The 17,446-nt window shown below is 69.4% G+C and carries 16 protein-coding genes; 14 read left to right on the forward strand and 2 right to left on the reverse strand.

Annotation, left to right across the window (positions count from 1 at the left end; genetic code table 11):
- Positions 1 to 17 precede the first annotated feature (17 nt).
- Positions 18 to 488, reverse strand: a complete 471-nt coding sequence (gene argR, locus LW840_RS06285; protein WP_291261179.1) for an arginine repressor — start codon at positions 486 to 488, stop codon at positions 18 to 20.
- A 173-nt stretch (positions 489 to 661) separates the two neighbouring features.
- Between argR and argC the strand changes: the two genes are divergently transcribed.
- The 12 genes from argC (at position 662) to LW840_RS06345 (ending at position 13,573) form a co-directional block, all read left to right on the forward strand.
- The gene (gene argC, locus LW840_RS06290; protein ID WP_291269262.1) at positions 662 to 1,681 is read left to right on the forward strand and encodes an N-acetyl-gamma-glutamyl-phosphate reductase; all 1,020 of its coding nucleotides are present in this window, start codon (positions 662 to 664) and stop codon (positions 1,679 to 1,681) included.
- Positions 1,682 to 1,984: 303 nt separating this feature from the next.
- A complete protein-coding gene (argB, locus tag LW840_RS06295; RefSeq protein WP_291261177.1) occupies positions 1,985 to 2,770 on the forward strand; it encodes an acetylglutamate kinase in 786 nt (261 codons plus the stop codon).
- Positions 2,767 to 3,987, forward strand: a complete 1,221-nt coding sequence (locus LW840_RS06300; RefSeq protein ID WP_291276634.1) for an acetylornithine/succinylornithine family transaminase — start codon at positions 2,767 to 2,769, stop codon at positions 3,985 to 3,987. Before argB ends, LW840_RS06300 begins: the two co-directional genes overlap by 4 nt.
- A 276-nt stretch (positions 3,988 to 4,263) precedes the next feature.
- Entirely contained in the window at positions 4,264 to 4,911 is a 648-nt protein-coding gene (locus tag LW840_RS06305; protein WP_291276635.1) for an FMN-binding negative transcriptional regulator, read from the forward strand.
- Positions 4,912 to 5,552: 641 nt separating this feature from the next.
- Positions 5,553 to 7,154, forward strand: a complete 1,602-nt coding sequence (locus LW840_RS06310) for an alkaline phosphatase family protein (protein WP_291261174.1) — start codon at positions 5,553 to 5,555, stop codon at positions 7,152 to 7,154.
- A gap of 45 nt (positions 7,155 to 7,199) precedes the next feature.
- A complete protein-coding gene (locus tag LW840_RS06315; protein WP_291261173.1) occupies positions 7,200 to 7,790 on the forward strand; it encodes a hypothetical protein in 591 nt (196 codons plus the stop codon).
- 46 nt (positions 7,791 to 7,836) lie between these two features.
- Positions 7,837 to 10,005 carry a M20/M25/M40 family metallo-hydrolase gene (locus LW840_RS06320; protein WP_291276636.1) on the forward strand — a complete coding sequence of 723 codons (2,169 nt, stop codon included), beginning with the start codon at positions 7,837 to 7,839 and terminating at the stop codon, positions 10,003 to 10,005.
- A 158-nt stretch (positions 10,006 to 10,163) separates the two neighbouring features.
- The gene (locus LW840_RS06325) at positions 10,164 to 10,484 is read left to right on the forward strand and encodes a rhodanese-like domain-containing protein (RefSeq protein ID WP_291261171.1); all 321 of its coding nucleotides are present in this window, start codon (positions 10,164 to 10,166) and stop codon (positions 10,482 to 10,484) included.
- Between the two features lie 183 nt (positions 10,485 to 10,667).
- Positions 10,668 to 11,441 (forward strand): fatty acid desaturase, encoded by a 774-nt coding sequence (locus tag LW840_RS06330; protein WP_291261170.1) that lies wholly within the window; start codon positions 10,668 to 10,670, stop codon positions 11,439 to 11,441.
- Between the two features lie 11 nt (positions 11,442 to 11,452).
- Positions 11,453 to 11,722, forward strand: a complete 270-nt coding sequence (locus tag LW840_RS06335; protein ID WP_291276637.1) for an oxidative damage protection protein — start codon at positions 11,453 to 11,455, stop codon at positions 11,720 to 11,722.
- A 702-nt stretch (positions 11,723 to 12,424) separates the two neighbouring features.
- A complete protein-coding gene (locus tag LW840_RS06340) occupies positions 12,425 to 12,952 on the forward strand; it encodes a MarR family transcriptional regulator (RefSeq protein WP_291268221.1) in 528 nt (175 codons plus the stop codon).
- A 108-nt stretch (positions 12,953 to 13,060) separates the two neighbouring features.
- Entirely contained in the window at positions 13,061 to 13,573 is a 513-nt protein-coding gene (locus LW840_RS06345; RefSeq protein ID WP_291261167.1) for a YceI family protein, read from the forward strand.
- A 185-nt stretch (positions 13,574 to 13,758) separates the two neighbouring features.
- Here the strand turns inward: LW840_RS06345 and LW840_RS06350 are convergent, their stop codons facing one another.
- Positions 13,759 to 14,847 carry a hypothetical protein gene (locus LW840_RS06350; RefSeq protein WP_291268222.1) on the reverse strand — a complete coding sequence of 363 codons (1,089 nt, stop codon included), beginning with the start codon at positions 14,845 to 14,847 and terminating at the stop codon, positions 13,759 to 13,761.
- Positions 14,848 to 15,031: 184 nt separating this feature from the next.
- Here LW840_RS06350 and LW840_RS06355 point away from each other — a divergent pair, with 184 nt between their 5' ends.
- Both LW840_RS06355 and LW840_RS06360 read left to right on the forward strand, forming a co-directional pair.
- The gene (locus LW840_RS06355) at positions 15,032 to 16,468 is read left to right on the forward strand and encodes a TolC family protein (protein ID WP_291276638.1); all 1,437 of its coding nucleotides are present in this window, start codon (positions 15,032 to 15,034) and stop codon (positions 16,466 to 16,468) included.
- 11 nt (positions 16,469 to 16,479) lie between these two features.
- Entirely contained in the window at positions 16,480 to 17,445 is a 966-nt protein-coding gene (locus LW840_RS06360; RefSeq protein WP_291276639.1) for an efflux RND transporter periplasmic adaptor subunit, read from the forward strand.
- Position 17,446 lies beyond the last annotated feature (1 nt).

The following is a 17,446-nucleotide window of genomic DNA, read 5'->3' on the forward strand; positions in this document are numbered from 1 at the left end:
CCCCGGCAAAAAGCCTGTTACCGGATGTACGCCCCGAGTTTCCGCAGCACTCGCTCCCTCCCCTCGGTGCTGCGGCAGATGATGAGCACCGTGTCGTCGCCGGCGATCGTCCCGGCCACGTCGGGCCACTCCAGCTGGTCAAGCGCTTCGGCCACGGGCTGCGCGCCGCTCTTCATGGTGCGCGCCACCACCAGCACCTGCACCCCCTCGACACCGGTGAGCAGTTCGGGGAGCATGCGTTCGAGGCGGGCGAGGGCTTCGGCCTTGGCGCCACTGCCGTTGCCGCTTTCGGGGAAGGCGTAGCGCGCACGCCCCTGACTGTCGGGGATGCGGGCGAGGCGCAGCTCGCGCAGATCGCGGGAGAGCGTGGACTGCGTGACATCCCAGCCGCGCCGCCGCAATTGCCGGCGCAGCTCCTCCTGACTGGCCACGGCATGGGCCGTGATGATGTCGCGGATGACCGCGTGGCGGTCGTGTTTGTCGCTCACTTGCAAAGCTCGTTCGGGAGGCGCGGAGAAGGGGAGGTGCGGGGACTGCCTCCGGGCTGCTCCAGTGGTAACCGGAGACACCGGCGGCCGATTGACAGCGCCGGCCTGCAAAATTATGCATTAACACTGCATAAAACGCCGCATCGAATCAACCGTCTTCCGTTTCGCCTTTCGTGCCCGAGTCTTCCGCTCTTCCGACCTATCGCGTGGGTGTGCTGGGCGCGTCCGGTTACTCCGGGCGTGAGCTGTGCGCGCTGGTGCTGGGGCATCCGCAGCTGGCGTTGGCCTTTGCCACGGCCAACAGCCAGCGCGGGACCACCTTGCGCGTGCGTGCCAACGGCCGCGTGCACGAGGTGCCGCTGGTGGCCCCGGAGGCCGCCGATCTGGCGGGTGTGGATCTCGTTTTCGCGGCGCTGCCGCATGGCGCGAGTGCGGAGTGGATCGCCAAGGTGATCGCGGCCGGCGCCAAGGTGGTGGACCTGTCGAGCGACCTGCGCCCGGGGCACGGCGGCGCCGCTCACGATCTGCCTGCCGGGGTGCCGCACGATGCCCCGTATGGCATGCCGGAGCTGTTCCGGGCCGATGTACAGGGGGCGCGCGTGGTGGCCAACCCCGGCTGCTATGCCACGAGCATTCTTGTGGCGCTCGCGCCGCTGGCCAAGGCGGGGCTCATCGCCCCCGGCGGCACGGTGAGCATTGCGAGCGCGAGTGGCGTGAGCGGCGCCGGGGCGAGCCCCAAGCTCGAGCTGCTCTTCGCCGAAGTCACCGAAGACTTCCGCGCGTACGGTGTGGGAAACGCGCACCGGCACCTCTTCGAGATGCGCGCCACCATGCAGCGTCTGGGCGCCGACTGCGACCTGCTGTTCACGCCGCACCTGCTGCCGGTGGATCGCGGCATCCTCAGCACCATCACCGTGCCGCTGTCGCGGCCGCTGGCCGACGCTCTGGAGCCGTATCGCAGCGCCTATGCCAACGAGCCGTTCGTGGAGCTCACCACGGGGCTGCCGAGCCTCGCCGATGTGCAGCACCGCAATGTGGTGCGCATCGGGGCGGTGCTGCCCACCGGCCTGCGACAGCCTTCGCTGCTGGTGTTCAGCGCCATCGACAATCTGGTGAAGGGGGCGGCGGGGCAGGCGGTGCAGAACGCGAACCTCATGCTCGGCCTGGACGAGCGGCTTGGGCTCCAGATGTAGTGCGGGCGACAAGCAGCAGACGGCAGACGGCAGGAACTACAGCACGCAGAACGGCAGGAAATCGGTAGAACGTTCGGGCGCGGCCGCTTCGCGGCGCACCCGATAGCCTGTCGGGGTCGTGGTTGTGGTCTCGGCCCCGGCCGTTCACCCCGACCTGCCGTGTGCTGCAATCGAAGCCGCGCGCAGCGCCGGCTTCGCCAGGTTCCTCCGCATTCCTCCCGTTCTGCTCACTGTAGTTCCTGCCGTCTGCCGTCTGCTTGCAGTCGCACACACCACACTCAGCCTCCACACCCGTACTCGTCCATGATCTGCATAAAGCTCGGCGGCCGCACCCAGAACGACCCACGGCTTCCGCCGGCGATCGCCGCCCTCTGGCAGGCGACCGCCGGCGAGGTGGTGGTCGTGCATGGTGGTGGCGATCAGATCAGCGCGCTGCAGCGGCTGCGCGGGGAGGAGCCGGTGTTCATTGGCGGGCGCCGCGTCACCACCGACACGGCGCTCGAGCTGGTGCGCATGGTGCTGAGCGGGCTCGCCAACAAGCAGATGGTGAGCGCGCTGGTGGCGGCGGGGGCGCCGGCAGTGGGGATCAGTGGCGAAGACGCAGCGCTGCTGCGCGCCACCCCCATCGATCCGGCGCAGTTCGGCCACAGCGGCACGCCGGCGCAGGTGAACCCGGGTGTGGTGCACGCGCTGCTGCGCGCGGGATACCTGCCGGTCATCTCGCCGGTGGCCGCGCGCGAGCACGCGGGCGAGGCGGGGGCGTACAACGTGAATGGTGACGATGCAGCGGCCGCCATCGCGGCGGCCATTGGGGCCACCGAACTGTTCCTGATGGCCGATGTACCGGGCGTCCTCGATGGCGACCAGCAGCGCCTCGCTACGCTCACGCTCGACGAGGCCCGCGCGCTGGTGGCCAGTGGCGTGGCGGGTGGCGGCATGGCCGCCAAGCTGGACGCCTGCGCCATGGCGCTGGCAGGTGGAGTGACCCGGGTGCGGATTGGGGATCTCGCCGCACTCACCGTCCCCCAGGCGGGGACCGCGATCGTGGCGCGCGAGGACGCCACGGATTCTTCCAGGCAGCTGCCATGACTTCGACGATGCTTCCGCCCGTGGCTCCGGCGCCAACGCCGGCCGCCCCCGCTCCGCTGCCCGCCATTCTGGGCACGTACAAGCGACAGGCGCCGCTCTTCGTGCGAGGTGAGGGCGTCTACATGATCGACGAGACGGGGAAGCGCTACCTCGATTTCGTCGCCGGCATTGCCGTGACGTCACTCGGCCACAACGACGCCGGCGTCAACGCGGCCGTGCAGGAGGCGCTCGCGGCGGGCCTCATCCACACCTCCAACCTGTATCGCACCGCGCCGGGTGAAGCGCTGGCGCAGTGGCTGGTGGAGCACTCGTTCGCGAGCAGCGTCTTCTTCGCCAACTCGGGGGCCGAGGCCAACGAAGGGGCGTTCAAGTTCGCGCGGCGCTGGGCCCGCAGCACCGAGCATCCGTCGAAGCACGAAATCATCGCCGTGCGCGGCTCCTTCCATGGTCGCATGCCCGGCACGCTCGCGGCCACCGATCGCCCGGCGTACCGTCTGCCGTTCCGCCCGCTCATGGGGGGCGTGTCCATCGTGGAGCGCGACCTCGACGAGCTGCGCGCCGTGCTCGACCCGGAGACGGCGGCGGCGGTGATCGTGGAGCCCATTCAGGGCGAGGGCGGAGTGCGGGTGGTGGAGCCGGCATTCCTGCGCGGACTGCGCGAGCTCACGCGGGAGCGCAACGTGCTGCTCATCCTCGACGAGATTCAGTGCGGCCTGGGCCGTACCGGGTCGTTCTTCGCGTACGAGCAGCTGGGCATCGAACCCGACATGCTCACCATCGCCAAGCCGCTCGCCAACGGACTGCCCATCGGGGCCATCCTCGTGAATGAGCAGGTGGCGCGCGTGATGCAGCCGGGGGACCACGGCACCACCTTCGGCGGCGGGCCGCTGCTCGCCAATGTGGCCCACCATGTGGTGCAGCGGTTGTCCGACCCGGCGCTGCTGCAGCACGTCCGCGAGACGGGGGCCTGGTTCGGCGCGCAGCTGCAGGCGATTGCCGATCGCACCGGCGCCGTGCGCGCCATTCGCGGCAAGGGGCTCATGTGGGGCATGGATGTGCACGAGCCGGCTGCGGCCATCATTGCCCGGGCCTTCGACCGGGGGCTGCTCATGGTGAGCGCCGGCGAGCACACGCTGCGCTTCCTGCCGCCGCTGGTGATCACGCAGGCGGAGCTGGCGGCAGGGTTGGAGATGCTGGAAGCGTCGATCAAGGGGTGACAGCCCTGTCGTCGGTGTGCCGTGGGGTTGGCTGGCTCCGTTGAACAGCAGACGGCAGACGGCAGGAACCACAGCACGCAGACGGCAGGACTGTCGTAGAACAACACGGGCGCGGCTGCTTCGCAGCGCGCCCGATGTCCTTTGTCGGTGCAAATCGGGAGCCGCGCGCAGCGCAGGCTCCCGAGTCGTTCGTCCGCATTCCTGCTGTCTGCGTCCTGTGGTTCCTGCCGTCTGCCGTCAGCTGGAAGTCCCACACACTGAACCCGCCCCGCACCGATGTACATTCCCGCCCCCTTTCGCGAGTCCGACCGCGCCACGCTGTACGACTTCATGGTGGCCCATCCGCTGGCGGTGCTGGTCACGGCGGCCGGTCCGGTCGACGCCCCCTATGCAACGCACCTGCCGCTGCATCTCGATCGCGAGGGGGGCAGGCTCCAGGGGCACGTGGCCCGCGCGAATCCGCATGTGCAGTGGTTGCCGGCAGCCGGCGCCTCCGTGCCCGGACTGGTCGTGTTCTCCGGGGTGGACCACTACGTCACGCCCACGTGGTACGCGAGCAAGCAGGAATCGGGGCGGGTGGTGCCCACCTGGAACTACATCGCGGTGCATGTGCAGGGTGCGGTCACCAGGCACGACGATGTCGCGTGGCTGGAGGCGCACCTGGCGCAGCTGACCGACGTGCATGAGGCTACGCAGGCGCATCCGTGGGCCATGCACGATGCACCGCGCGAGTATCTGGATGCACAGATGCGCGGCATCGTGGGGGTCTCCGTGCGCATCGATGCGCTGGAGGGGAAGTACAAGATGAGTCAGAATCGCCCGGATGCCGACATCAACGGGGTCGTACAGGGGTTGGCGCGACTCGCCACGCCTGCGGCGGTGGCCACCGCCGCGGAAATGGCGCGACGCAAACCGGCACGCTGACCGCGCTGGCTTCTCGCGATGGCGCGTCAGTCCGTGTGATCCGCGGTGCTGCTTCGTGCCCGCCCGCGCCCGCGATTTTCGACTCCCCTCTGTTGCATTTTGCGTTTCCGCACAATATTGACGGCGCCATCACGTGCCTCCGTGATCGGTGCGGCGTCCACGCGGTGCACGCGCGTGATGCAACCGCGAAGTGCACCAGCCTGCGTGGCTGAATCATCGGTGGGTAGACCCTGTCCTGGCGCGTCGATCCGGCGACGCGCATGAGGCCGGACGGGGCGCCGGTGAGGTGCCGCGTGTGGCGATCGCCAGTATGGTGGCGAGATCCCGTGTGCGACCTCCTGCAGACGGCAGACGGCAGGAACGACAGCACGCAGACCGCAGGAACATGGAAGAGCGGCGCGACTGCTGCGCAGCGCGCCGATATGGGACTCCCGGACGACGAACGGCGACGTCATTGGGGTACCAAACCCGGCCGATCGATCGCGGGGGAAAGGCAATCGGGGGCGCCGCGCAGCGGCCGCCCCCGTGTCGTTTGTACCGTATTCCTGCGGTCTGCGTGCTGTCGTTCCTGCCGTCTGCCGTCTGCAGTTCGTTGCACACTCGCGACCCGCCCCCGCCTGCTCCGGCGCTAGATTTCGCGCATGATCTCTCGCGCCCTCGCCGCCGCTTTCACGCTCGCGCTGCCGGCCGTCGCCGCCGCGCAGCAGCCGCCCAAGCCCACGCTGATCGTGCAAATCACGATCGACCAGCTGCGCCCGGACTACCTCGAGCGGTGGGGGCCGCAGTTCACCGGCGGCCTGAAGCGCTTCCTCACGCAGGGGGCCTTCTTCACGGAGGCGTTCCACGACCACGCCACCACCGAAACCGCGCCGGGACATGCCACGCTCTGGTCGGGGCGCATCCCCGCCAACACCGGCATCGTCATCAACGACCTCGGCGTGGCCGACGCGCAGACGCCACTGCTGCTGGGGCGCGGCGGCGGGGCGTCGCCCTGGCGCTTCCGCGGCAGCGCACTCTTCGACTGGATTCGCGCGCGCGACCAGTTCTCGCGGGCGCTCTCCGTCTCGCGCAAGGATCGCGGCGCCATCCTGCCGCTGGGCAAGGCCAAGCAGCAGGTGTACTGGTACGGGCTCGACGGGCGCTTCACCACCAGCCGCTACTACGCCGATACGCTCCCCACCTGGGTGCAGCAGTTCAATGCGCGCGATGGCGCCGCCAAGTACCTCGGCCAGACGTGGAATCCGCTGCTCCCCGCGTCGGCGTACCCGGAGCGCGACAGCGTGGCCTACGAACACGAAGGCAAGGACATCGCCTTCCCGCACACGCTGGGTACCGACCGGCGGCGCGGCCTCGATTCGCTGTCCTCCTTCCCCTGGATGGACGACTACACGGTGGACATGGCGCTGGCGGGAGTGGTGGCCATGGAACTCGGCAAGGGGCCCACCACCGACGTGCTGGCGCTGTCGCTCTCCACCACCGACGCGATCGGCCACGCCTGGGGCCCGGACTCGAAGGAGCTGCACGATCAGGTCCTGCGCGTCGATCGGCTGCTTGGCCGCTTCATCGATTCGCTCTACGCCATGCGCGACTCCACGCGCATCGTCTTTGCCCTGGGCGCCGATCACGGCGTAACGCCGTATCCCGAAGCGTCGTTTGCGGGCACCGACCCCAACCGCGGCCGGGTGGATGTGCGCCCGGTCATCGATGCGGTACGCAGCGCGCTGGTGGCCCGCGGACTCGAGACCGATGCGCTCGTCTATCAGGACAAGATGATCATGGTGGATCGCCGCCGGTTTGCCGCCAAGGGGATCAACGCCGACTCGGTCATCACCGTGGTGCGCCGCGGGCTCCTCGCGCTGCCGGGGATGGCCAGCGTGTATAGAGTGTCGGAGCTTGCGGCGGCGGCCGCGCGCGGTGACAAGGTGGCGCGTCGCTGGCGGAACTCGCTCCCCGCCGACATGCAGGTGGCGCTCACCGTCACCTTCAAGCCCGGCTACTACGTGTTCACCACGCGCTACGCCACGCACGGCATGCCCTACGACCTCGACGCCAAGATCCCGGTGCTCTTCCTGGGACCGGGGGTGAAGCCGGGGCGCTACACCATGCCCATCCGTTCGGTGGACGTGGCGCCGACACTGGCCGAGCTGGCGCAGGTGGTGCCCATCGAGCGCATCGACGGCACGGTCCTGTCTCAGGTCCTGACCACCCGGCCGGCGGTCGGCAGCCCCGCGGCGCGTCGCTGACGCGCGATCCGCGCACCAACCACCGCCCCGCCGCGTTCACCACGCATGACGAGCCTCGATCGCGCCTTCGACGAACTGCGCTTTGGCGGGCAGCGCACGCTCAACCTGCGGGCGCTGCAGCCCACGGCGCTGCAGGCCACCGCGCTTGCGGAACGCTGGTTGCGCGAGCAACAGGTGCTGGGGGCCGACGAGGCGCTCGTGATCACGGGGCGCGGCAACAACAGTGTGGATGGCTACTCGCCCGTGCGGGAATCGATCGTGCGGCTGCTCCCCTCCCTCCGTCGCCGCAACGTCATTGCAGGCTACGCCGAGCATACCCCGGGCTCGTTCGTCGTGACCTTTGCGCCGGTCACGGCGCTCTTCGAGACCCCCAAGCGCCGCCGCGAGAAGCCGGCGCCACCGCCGCGGCCCCCCAGTCTTCACGGACTCGACGACGAGACGGTGCGGCAGCTGCGTGACGTGGCCGTGCTGTCGTTGGCCGTGCTGGGGGTGAACGCCCCCACGCGCGCGCAGCTGGAAGACGAAATGCTGCGCCAGTTCGCCGCTCTCTCCGCGGCACTCCCCGACGGGGCCGATCGCGAGGCGCTGCTGCAGCAGGCGCTGCTGCGCGCCGCCGAGGAGTACGAGGCGGGCTGAGGTCGCGGGACAGCGAGATGCCGCCACCGGCCGTAGCATTGGGGATATGGACACCACACCTCAGTCAATCCGGCCCACCATGACGCGTGCCCCCCTGAGTTCCCGCCTCATCACCACCGGTCTCGTACTGGCCATGCCGGCCGTGGCCCGCCTCGAGGCTCAGTCGCTGCCGCCCATGCCGGGCTATGCCCCGGCAACGGCGGCCGCGCAGCGACAGCTCGAGCAGGCCGCCATTGCCGGCCCGGTGGCCTCGCGGGCGCGCGCCCACTCGGCGGCACTGTCGAAGGAGCCGCACGTGGCGGGCACGCCGGCGCAGCAGCGCACCGCCGACTACGTCATGGCACAGATGAAGGCGATGGGGCTGGACACGGAGCTGCGCAGCTACGCCGTGTGGCTGCCGCACGCCACGGCCGTGTCGGTCACCATCCTCGGCTCCGACCCGGTGGCCCTCGATCTCACCGAACCGCCGGTGGCGGGCGATGCCGCGACGCAGCTGCCGCAGTATCTCACCGTGAACGGCTCGAGCGGCGCCGGGGTGGGCGAAGGAGAGGTGGTGTTCGTGAACTTCGGGCTCATCGAGGACTACGCCACCCTCGATTCACTGGGCGTGAGCGTGGAGGGCAAGGTGGTGCTCGCGCGCTACGGCCGCAGCTTCCGCGGCATCAAGGCGCGTGAGGCGCAGAAGCGCGGCGCCGTGGCGCTGCTCATCTATACGGACCCGCTCGACGACGGCTTCGTGACCGGCGATGTGTATCCCGAGGGACCCATGCGGCCGTTGCGGGGCGTGCAGCGGGGGAGCGTGTTCAACGGCACCGGCGATCCGCTGACGCCGGGCTACGCCAGCACGCCGGGGGCGCCGCGCCTCACCCCCGAGCAGACGGCGCTGCCGCGCATTCCCGTCGTGCCCATCAGCGCCGCCAACGCGCAGACGATCCTCGCCGCCGTGCGCGGCACCGACATTCCGCGCAGCTGGCAGGGGGGCATGGCACTGCGCTACCACGTGGGGCCCGGACCGGTGCGGCTGCGTGTGTCGGTCACCACCGATGCCGCCACCAACGGCACCAAGCAGATCCACAATACCCTCGGCTATCTGCGCGGCACCGAGTTTCCCGAGCAGTACGTGTACATTGGCGCGCACCGCGACTCGTGGGGACCGGGGGCGGCCGACAACATCAGCGGCACCGTGAGCGTGCTCGAGGCGGCGCACGCCCTCACCGACCTTGCCCGGAAAGGGCAGCGCCCCAAGCGCACCATCGTCTTCGCCACGTGGGATGCGGAGGAGTGGGGGCTCATGGGGAGCACCGAGTACGTGGAAGACGACTCGCTGCGACTCCAGCGCGGCGCGGTGGCGTATCTCAACCAGGATGTGTCGGCGCAGGGGTCGCAATTCGGCGGCGGCGGCAGCCCCAGCATGCGCGCCATCCTGCGTGATGTGGTGAAGAGCGTGCCCGACCCCAAGGGGCGTGGCTCCGTGTACCAAGCGTGGCGCCAGACCAGTGGCACGCGCGCCGATTCGCTCGAGCCCACCATGGGCGACCCGGGGGGCGGCAGCGACTTCGCCGGCTTCTACAATCATTTCGGCATCCCCACCGCCGACTGGGGCTTCGGCGGGCCCGCCGGTACCTATCATTCGGCGTACGACACCTTCGCGTGGATGGAGCGCTTCGGCGATCCGGAGTTCCTGTATCATGCCACGGCGGGGCGCATCGGCGCGGCGTTCGCGCTGCGGCTCGCCAACGCCGAAGTGCTGCCGTACGACTACGCGGAGTTTGCGCGCACGATGCGCCGCTATCTGGCGCCGGTCGAGCGCGGCCTCGCGCAAAAGGGGTGGAGCAGCGCGCCGGTGGGCTCGCTCGCGACGGCCATCACCACCCTCGAACGCGCCGCCGTGGCCTTTGCCGCGGCCCGGGACACGGCGCTGGCGGGCACGCTCAGCAAGGCACAGCGCACCGCGGCCAACGCCGCGCTGCTCACCGTGGAGCGCAGCTTCGCCCGCGACCGCGGGCTCAAGAGCCGGCCGTGGTATCGCACGCTCATCTACGCGAGCGATGTGGACAACGGGTACTCCAGCATGGTCTTCCCCGGCGTGAACGAGGCCATTCGCTACGGCACCGAGGCGGAGACGCAGGCCGAGGTGGCCGATCTGGTGTCGCGTTTCGAGGCCGCGGCGAAGGCACTGGATACGGCGCGGGCGGCCCTGGCCGGCAAGCGGTAGGCGGCGGGAAACATCGGGGAACAGCGGGGAACAGCTCGTCGGAGCCCACGGCGCCGCGGCGGCACGGAGGGAACGCGATGACCTTGCCGTGCTCCGTGATTCCGCGCATCCGTGTCTCCGACGCGCATGATTTCAGAACCCATTCACCAGAACCAATCGTGGTCGAACATCAATCCGTTCAGGACATTGCCGCGCTGCTCAAGAGCGACACCCCGCCGCACATCATCGACGTGCGTGAGCAGTGGGAGTGGGACATCGCCCACATCGAAGGCAGCACACTCATTCCGCTCTCCACGCTGCCGGCGCAGGTGCACACGCTCGACACGTCGCGCACGTACGCGCTGCTTTGTCACCACGGCATGCGCAGCGAAATGGCCGCCAACTGGCTGGCCCAGCACGGCTTCGCGTCGCTCATCAACATCGACGGGGGCATCGACGCGTGGAGCCTCGATGTGGACCCGTCGCTTCCGCGGTACTGACGGCCCACTGCCTCACGCTGGCCGCCGCCTCCTCGTACTCGCGCGCTGCCTGGCTCCTGCGGGGTTGCGCGTGGGGCTCCTGTTCGCCGCACCGGTTGAGTGGCCCACACCCCGGATTCGGACTAACTTTTGCGGCTGGCCCTGAAACGGCCGGTTCTGTTCGATCTACGTTTTGGAGTGTTCATGCCCGAGTTCGGAAGTTGGGCGAGCGACTGGTGGAAGCCGGTCGTATTCGTTCTGGTAGCCGGTCACCTCACGAATATCTGCGTCACGCTGTTCCTGCACCGGTCGCAGACCCATCGCAGTGTGGTCTTTCATCGCATAGTGGAGCTGCCCATGCGGGTGTGGCTGTGGCTCACCACGGCGACGAAGACCAAGGAGTGGGTGGCGTGCCATCGCAAGCACCACGCGTACGCCGACCGTGAGGGGGATCCGCATAGCCCGGTGGTGGAGGGGCTGCGCAACATCCTGCTGAAGGGGGCCTTCTACTACCGGAATGCCGTGCGGCAGCCGGGAATGCTGGAGAAGTACGGCAAGGGCACGCCCAACGACTGGATCGAGCGGCACCTGCTCGACAAGCGGTCGAACCTGGGCATCTTCCTCATGCTGGCCATCAACATCTGGCTCTTCGGCTGGTTCATCGGCCCCGTGGTGTGGGGGATCCAGATGATCTGGATTCCCTTCTGGGCGGCGGGGATCGTCAATGGTGTGGGGCACGCGCTGGGCTACCGCAACCATGACGTGAAGGACGAGAGCCGCAACATCTCGCCCATCGCCATCATCATTGCCGGCGAAGAGCTGCACAACAATCACCACGCCGATCCGCACAGCGCGAAGTTCGCGCACCGCTGGTTCGAGTTCGATATCGGGTGGATGTACATCAAGCTGCTGTCGCTCTTCGGGCTCGCCGAAGTGAAGTACGCGCGCGTCGGCGCGCATGTCCGCGTGGCGGAGTAACCATGGCCGATGTGAACTGCACCCGGTGCGGGACCACCCGCGAAGGCTTCGAACGTCCGCCGTTCCCCGGCGCCATCGGCGCGCGCGTCGTGGGGGAGATCTGCAAGGAGTGCTGGGGGCAATGGCTCAAGCAGCAGACCATGCTGATCAATCACTACGGGCTGAACGTCATGGACCCGCAGGCCCGCACGTTCCTCACCCGCAACATGGAGGCCTTCCTGTTCAAGGCCGGGCAGAGCGACGACGTGGATACGAGCAAGCAGGGCACGATCACCCATTGAGGTCGATCCTCCTCCAGTGCTCCCCACATCACTGATCGTGGGCGCGCGGAGCACCAGGTGCCGAACGCGAAACGCCCCCGCCGGCAATGGTCGGCGGGGGCGTTCGCGTTCGCGGGTGGTGGACTCGTCGCGATGCGTCGGGTCGAACAAGCGCCGGGGGAGCGGCGCCCTGAAGCAGCGATTCGCTCAGTTCACGCCAGCGATGTACCGGGCCAACCGCCCGCAGCTGGTGCATTTGAGCGTCACGTGCGAATGCGGCTGGGGCGGGGCCTGGGCCGGATCGCGGGAAATCTGCCCCTCACAACTCGGGCAGCTCAGGGGAAGTCCGGTACGATCCGCTGCAATGAGATGCAGCGCCTGGGCCGGGTTGTACGTGTTCGGACGGGGCTTGCGCATCACGCCTCCAAACGGAAAGTGCGCGGCCAAATAGGGGAGTGCTGGCCAGCGACCGATTAAGGTATATCCCCCTTTTTTCCCGCAACACTACTTTAAGTACTTTTGCGGTAACAACTAACCGGTATGCGCGATTAATGATGGTTTTTCCCTAGGAACATACGGTCCACTATTTGCTCGGACTGTGAGACTTGCACCGCCCAATTCCGGTACGCTGACCGCTTATCCGGGTTTTGTTCCCAACGGGCCGCCGACCGCCCCGGCGGCACCCGCCCTTGCGTATTGCATCGGGTTCGCTGAGGCTTCCGCATGGCCACCACCGCCCGCCCCGCCCGCGACTCGCGCCCGCTCAGCCAGCACCCGGAAGCGCACGAGCCGGCGCTCGACGACCGCACCGCGGCCGCGCTGCGGCTGTGGGTCATCATGGCCCGGGCCCACACCGCGGTAGCGGCGCACGCCGCCGCCGACGTATCGCGGCATGGGCTGACGCTGGCGGAGTTCGGCATCCTCGAGGCGCTGTATCACCGCGGGCCGATGCTGCTGGGCGAGGTCCAGAAGCGCATTCTCGTGTCGAGCGGCGGCATCACCTTCCTGGTGGACCGGCTGGTGGCCAAGGAGCTGGTGGAGCGGCGCAGCTGCGAATCCGATCGCCGGGCGCGCTATGCGGCGCTCACCCCCAAGGGGGTCGCGCTGGTGGCGGACATCTTCCCGGCCCACGCCGCCGTGGTGGCACGGGCCATGGAGGGGATCAGCAGCGAGGAGCAGCAGCAGGTGGCCGACCTGCTGCGCGACATGGGGCGGCACGCGGCCATGATGCCGGGGCCACACCACGACTGACCCGTCGCCGACGCGGTTCGGGCGCCCCCTTGACGGGGGCTTTCTTTCCCGGTTACATCTCATAACTGAGATAACCGCAGTCAGTCCAATCAGCCCCGAGGTAATTCCATGCAGTGGGTCATCGATCCTGCGCATAGCCAGATCCAGTTCGCCGTGAAGCACCTCGGCATCTCGACCGTGCGCGGCACCTTCGATCAGTTCAGCGGCACCATCACCGAGGAGAACGGGCAGGCGGCGTCGGTCACCGTCACCGTCGACCTCGCCTCGCTGGATACCGGGAACGCGCAGCGCGACGGCCACCTGCGCAGCCCCGACTTCTTCGACGTCGAAAACCACCCAACGGCCACCTTCGCCCTCACGCAGTTCGAGCGCACCGGCGACGCCGTCACGGCCACCGGGGACCTCACCATCCGCGGCATCACCAAGCCCGTCACGCTCACCGGCGACATCGGCGGCCCGGCCAAGGACCCGTGGGGCAACCAGAAGGTGTCGGCCACGCTCGAGACGAAGATCCCGCGCAAGGAGTGGGGGCTGGTGTGGAACGTCGCGCTCGAGGCGGGCGGCGTGCTGGTGTCGGAAGACGTGAAGCTGTCGATCGATATCCAGGCGCAGCCTGCGTGATGGTACGCGGGGCGGCCACCGGCCGCCCCGCTTCTGGTTGAAAAGGCAGGGAGCAGGAAGAAGGTGGTCAGGACGAAGAACGGGGCCGGTGCATTCGCACCGGCCCCGTTGTCACTTCCCCCTTCCTCCTGATCCCTGCCCCCTGCTCCCTCCCTCGTCAACCAGAACGGCGCGCAGCGCCTCCCTCACTTCCAGTCGGCCACGAACAGGTTCGTCTCCCCCGCCTTCGTCGCCCCGCGATTGCTCGCGAAGATCAACTGCTTGCCGTTGGGCGAAAACATGGGGAAGCCGTCGAACTCGGGGTTCGTGGTGATCTGCTCCAGCCCCGTGCCGTCGAGCTTCACGGTGAACAGATCGAAGTTGCGGCTGCGCGGGTTCTTGTGGTTGCTCGAGAAAATGATGCGCTGCCCGTCGGGGGTCCACGAGGGGCCGAAGTTGGCGCCGCCAAGGTTGGTGATGCGCCGCTGGTCGCTGCCGTCGGCGTTCATCACGTACAGCTCCATGCGGTTGGGGCGGATCATGCGCTTGGCCAGCAGATCCTTGTACGCCTGCAGATCCTTCTCGTTGTCGTAGTGCCACGCGCGGTACACGATCTTCGTGCCGTCGGGACTCCACCACGGGCCGCCATCGTACCCGGGCGTGGTCGTGAGCCGCTTCACGTCGCTGCCATCCACGTTCATCGTGTAGATGTCGAGATCGCCGTCCTTGAGGCTCGTAAACACGATGCGCTTGCCGTCGGGACTCAGCACCCCCTCGGCCGTGTATACGCCGTAGTTGGTGAGGCGCTTCATGTTCTTGCCGTCGATATCCGTGACGTAGATGTCGTACGGATCGATTCCCCACACATAACCGGCGCTGGGATCGGGCTTGGGCGGGCAGGCACTGTCGGCGTGGTGCGTGGCGCCAAAGAACACCTGCTTGCTCCCCGGCAGGAACCAGCCGCAGGTGGTCTTGCCACCGCGTGAGACCTTGGTGAGCCCCGTGCCGTCAGCCCGCATCACGTACTGCTGATCGCAGCTGCGCCCGTCGCGCGTGCTCTGGAAGGTGATGTACTTCCCGTCGGCGCTGAAGTACGCCTCGGCGTTCTCCCCGCCGTCGGTGAGCTGGACGAGGTTGGCGAGATGCCCTTCGCCGGAGTCCGACGCAATGGCGCGGCGCAGCGGGGCCGAAGACGAGGCCGCCGGTGCGGAACCTGTGGAGGCGCTGCAGGCAGCAACGAGCGCCGCCGCCAGGGTGGCGGCGGCGAGCGAGAGGCGGGAGGAGGTGCGTGACATGGCGTGAACCGTACCCGACCGACCGGCATCGAGCAATCCGGACTTTTCCGTACACGGCGGTGCGGTATCCCGCCAGAACCCGCCGCCGTCACCAGAAATCCGGCTGCCGTCCCTCCCCCGCTGGAGCGGGCCCCCGGCCCCGCTGACTGTTCGGACATCTCAATCCGACGGTATGCGCTCACCCATGTTCCGCCTGCTCCTCCCGGCCCTGCTTGCTGCGTCGCACCTCCCGGCGCAGCCTCAGACATCGGCCGCCCCCGATTCCCTGTCCATCACGCTGACCGACGCGCTGGCCCGGCTCTCGGCGCGCGAGCCACGGCTGGCCACGGCAAGCGCCCTGCGCGACGTCGCACGGGCGGCCCGCGGCGAAGCGCTCAGTGCGCGTCGCAACCGGCTGCTGCCCGTGGTGTCCGCCGGGTACGGCACCCAGCGGCTGGCCCAGAATCAGTTCGTGGAGATCGGCCGCCGCGCCGGCATTCCGCCAGTGCCGGCCGACCAGCTCGATCCCTTCGCGCGCGTCTTCGCGTCTCCCAACACCCGCACGGCCAGCCTGAACGCCGCCATTCGCCCCTTCGACGGCGGGGTGGCCAGCGCCAACGTGGATGCGGCACGCGCCGGGGTGCAGGCGGCCACCCTTGCCCAGTCGCAGCTGCGCGCCGCCCTCGAAACCGAGGTGGTGGCCCGCTACGCCGACGTGCAACTGCAGCGTCGCCTGCGTGATGTGGCCGATTCGGCCCTGGCGCAGGCGCAACGCACATTGGCGGTGACCAGGCAGGCCGTGGCGCAGGGGCGCACCCCCGAGTTCGAGATCTGGCGCGTGGAGGCCGACGTGCAGGCGCTGCGCCCCGCGCGTATCGACGCCGACCGGCAGCTGCAGCTGGCCGACCTGGCGCTGCGTCAGCTCCTCGACCTGCCGGGCGGCACGCCGCTGCGTCTCGAGTCCCCTGCCGAACCGTGGAGCGACAGCAGCGCCACCGGCAGCGGTGCAACGGACAGCCTTGGGTTCTCACCGTTGGCAGCGTCATCGTCATCAGCCACGGGTACCGCTCCACGCACATCGCGCCTCGCGCTGCGGGAGCTCGACGCGCGCACGGAGGAAGCGGCCGCCCGCCATCGCGCGGCGTGGCGCGCCCTGCTGCCGGTGCTCGACGTGACGCTGAGTCACCAGCGGTTGGCCTATCCGCTGCGCGGCGGCAACTGGGGCGGGCCCTACTACCAGAACACGCTGGTGGGGGTGTCACTGTCGCTGCCGCTCGACCTCACGGGCGCCACCACGGCGCGCATCGAGTCGGCCGCCGCCAGCGAGCGTCTGGCCCAGGCCCAGCGCCGCGCCGCGGAACGCCAAAATGAACTGGAGCAGACCGACCTTGCACTGCAACGGCACGCCAGTCGCGCGGCGTGGCAGGCCGCCGTGGCCGGCGCCGCGAGCGCGGACAAGGCGCTGCGCGTGGCGCAGGCCCGTCACGACGTGGGGCGCGCCTCGCTCCTCGAACTGCAGGACGCGCGCCTGACCTGGCAGCAAGCCATGGCGACCCGCGCCCGCGCCGCCCGCGACCGCACCGTGATCGAAGCACGCGCCGCCCGTTTTGACCGCCTTCCCCTCTTGCCCCTGCAGCCGTGAGCGCCGCCTACATGCCCCCTCATTCACCCGCTCTCACTCGCCGCACGGCCCGCGTGCGGGCCACCGCACTGCTGCTCCTGTTGGGTGGAACCATGGCCGCCTGCAACAGCACCGGCGCCGACCAGACCAACGCGGTGCCGCGCCAGCCCGCGCCCGACCAGGGGGCGGTTGTCTCGACCCCCATCGTGGACACCGTCGCGGCCGACACCGCGCTGGCGCACGCCACCGACACGGCGCGGGCCGCCTCGGCCTTCGACCTGAGCGGCACCCTCGAGCCGCAGGCTCGCGCCCTGCTGCGCGCCGAACTGTCGGGCGCGTTGCGCACGCTGGCGGCGAAGGTGGGTGAGCCGGTGCGCGCCGGCGCCGTGCTGGCCACGCTCGAGGTGCCGGCGGTTCGCGCGGCGCTCGCGGCCGCCGAGGCGCAGGTGCAGGCACAGCAGGTGTCGCTGCAGCAGGTGCAGCGCGAACGTGCGCGCGTGGCCGGATTGCTGGCCGTGGGAGGCGTGAGCCGTGCCGAGATGGACGAGTGGGACGCGCGCGTGCAGGCCACCGAGGCGGCGCTGCAGGCCGCGCAGGCGCAGCGCGCCAGTGCGCAGGGCGACGTGGCCCGCCTCACGGTGCGGGCGCCGTTCTCAGGCGTCGTGGAACGTCGCATGGCCACGCAAGGCTCCATGGTGCAGGCGGGCGACGAGTTGCTCAGCATCATTGACCCCGGCACCCTCGAACTCGACGCGGGCGTACCGGCCACCCTCGCCCGTGCCGCGCGTCCCGGCGCACGCGTGGCACTCCGCGTGGCGGGATGGGGCGACTCCACGGTCACCGCCCGCATCGTGCGCGTGGCGCCGGCACTCGACCCCGTCACGCGCCAGCTGCGCGTGACCGTGCGCGTGCCCAATGGGGCCGGCCGGCTCCCCGCGGGCGCGTGGGCCGAAGGCACGCTCCTTGGTGGCAGCGCCGCCACGGGCGGAGGGCGCTGAC

It is taken from the genome of Gemmatimonas sp., from assembly GCF_021298855.1.
GTDB lineage: Bacteria > Gemmatimonadota > Gemmatimonadetes > Gemmatimonadales > Gemmatimonadaceae > Gemmatimonas.

Coding starts and splice junctions, on each gene's coding strand:
- argB (WP_291261177.1), top strand. CDS start 1,985: ATGATCTGCATAAAGCTCGGCGGCCGCACCCAGAACGACCCACGGCTT.
- LW840_RS06300 (WP_291276634.1), top strand. CDS start 2,767: ATGACTTCGACGATGCTTCCGCCCGTGGCTCCGGCGCCAACGCCGGCC.
- LW840_RS06305 (WP_291276635.1), top strand. CDS start 4,264: ATGTACATTCCCGCCCCCTTTCGCGAGTCCGACCGCGCCACGCTGTAC.
- LW840_RS06310 (WP_291261174.1), top strand. CDS start 5,553: ATGATCTCTCGCGCCCTCGCCGCCGCTTTCACGCTCGCGCTGCCGGCC.
- LW840_RS06315 (WP_291261173.1), top strand. CDS start 7,200: ATGACGAGCCTCGATCGCGCCTTCGACGAACTGCGCTTTGGCGGGCAG.
- LW840_RS06320 (WP_291276636.1), top strand. CDS start 7,837: ATGGACACCACACCTCAGTCAATCCGGCCCACCATGACGCGTGCCCCC.
- LW840_RS06330 (WP_291261170.1), top strand. CDS start 10,668: ATGCCCGAGTTCGGAAGTTGGGCGAGCGACTGGTGGAAGCCGGTCGTA.
- LW840_RS06340 (WP_291268221.1), top strand. CDS start 12,425: ATGGCCACCACCGCCCGCCCCGCCCGCGACTCGCGCCCGCTCAGCCAG.
- LW840_RS06345 (WP_291261167.1), top strand. CDS start 13,061: ATGCAGTGGGTCATCGATCCTGCGCATAGCCAGATCCAGTTCGCCGTG.
- LW840_RS06350 (WP_291268222.1), bottom strand. CDS start 14,847: ATGTCACGCACCTCCTCCCGCCTCTCGCTCGCCGCCGCCACCCTGGCG.
- LW840_RS06355 (WP_291276638.1), top strand. CDS start 15,032: ATGTTCCGCCTGCTCCTCCCGGCCCTGCTTGCTGCGTCGCACCTCCCG.
- LW840_RS06360 (WP_291276639.1), top strand. CDS start 16,480: ATGCCCCCTCATTCACCCGCTCTCACTCGCCGCACGGCCCGCGTGCGG.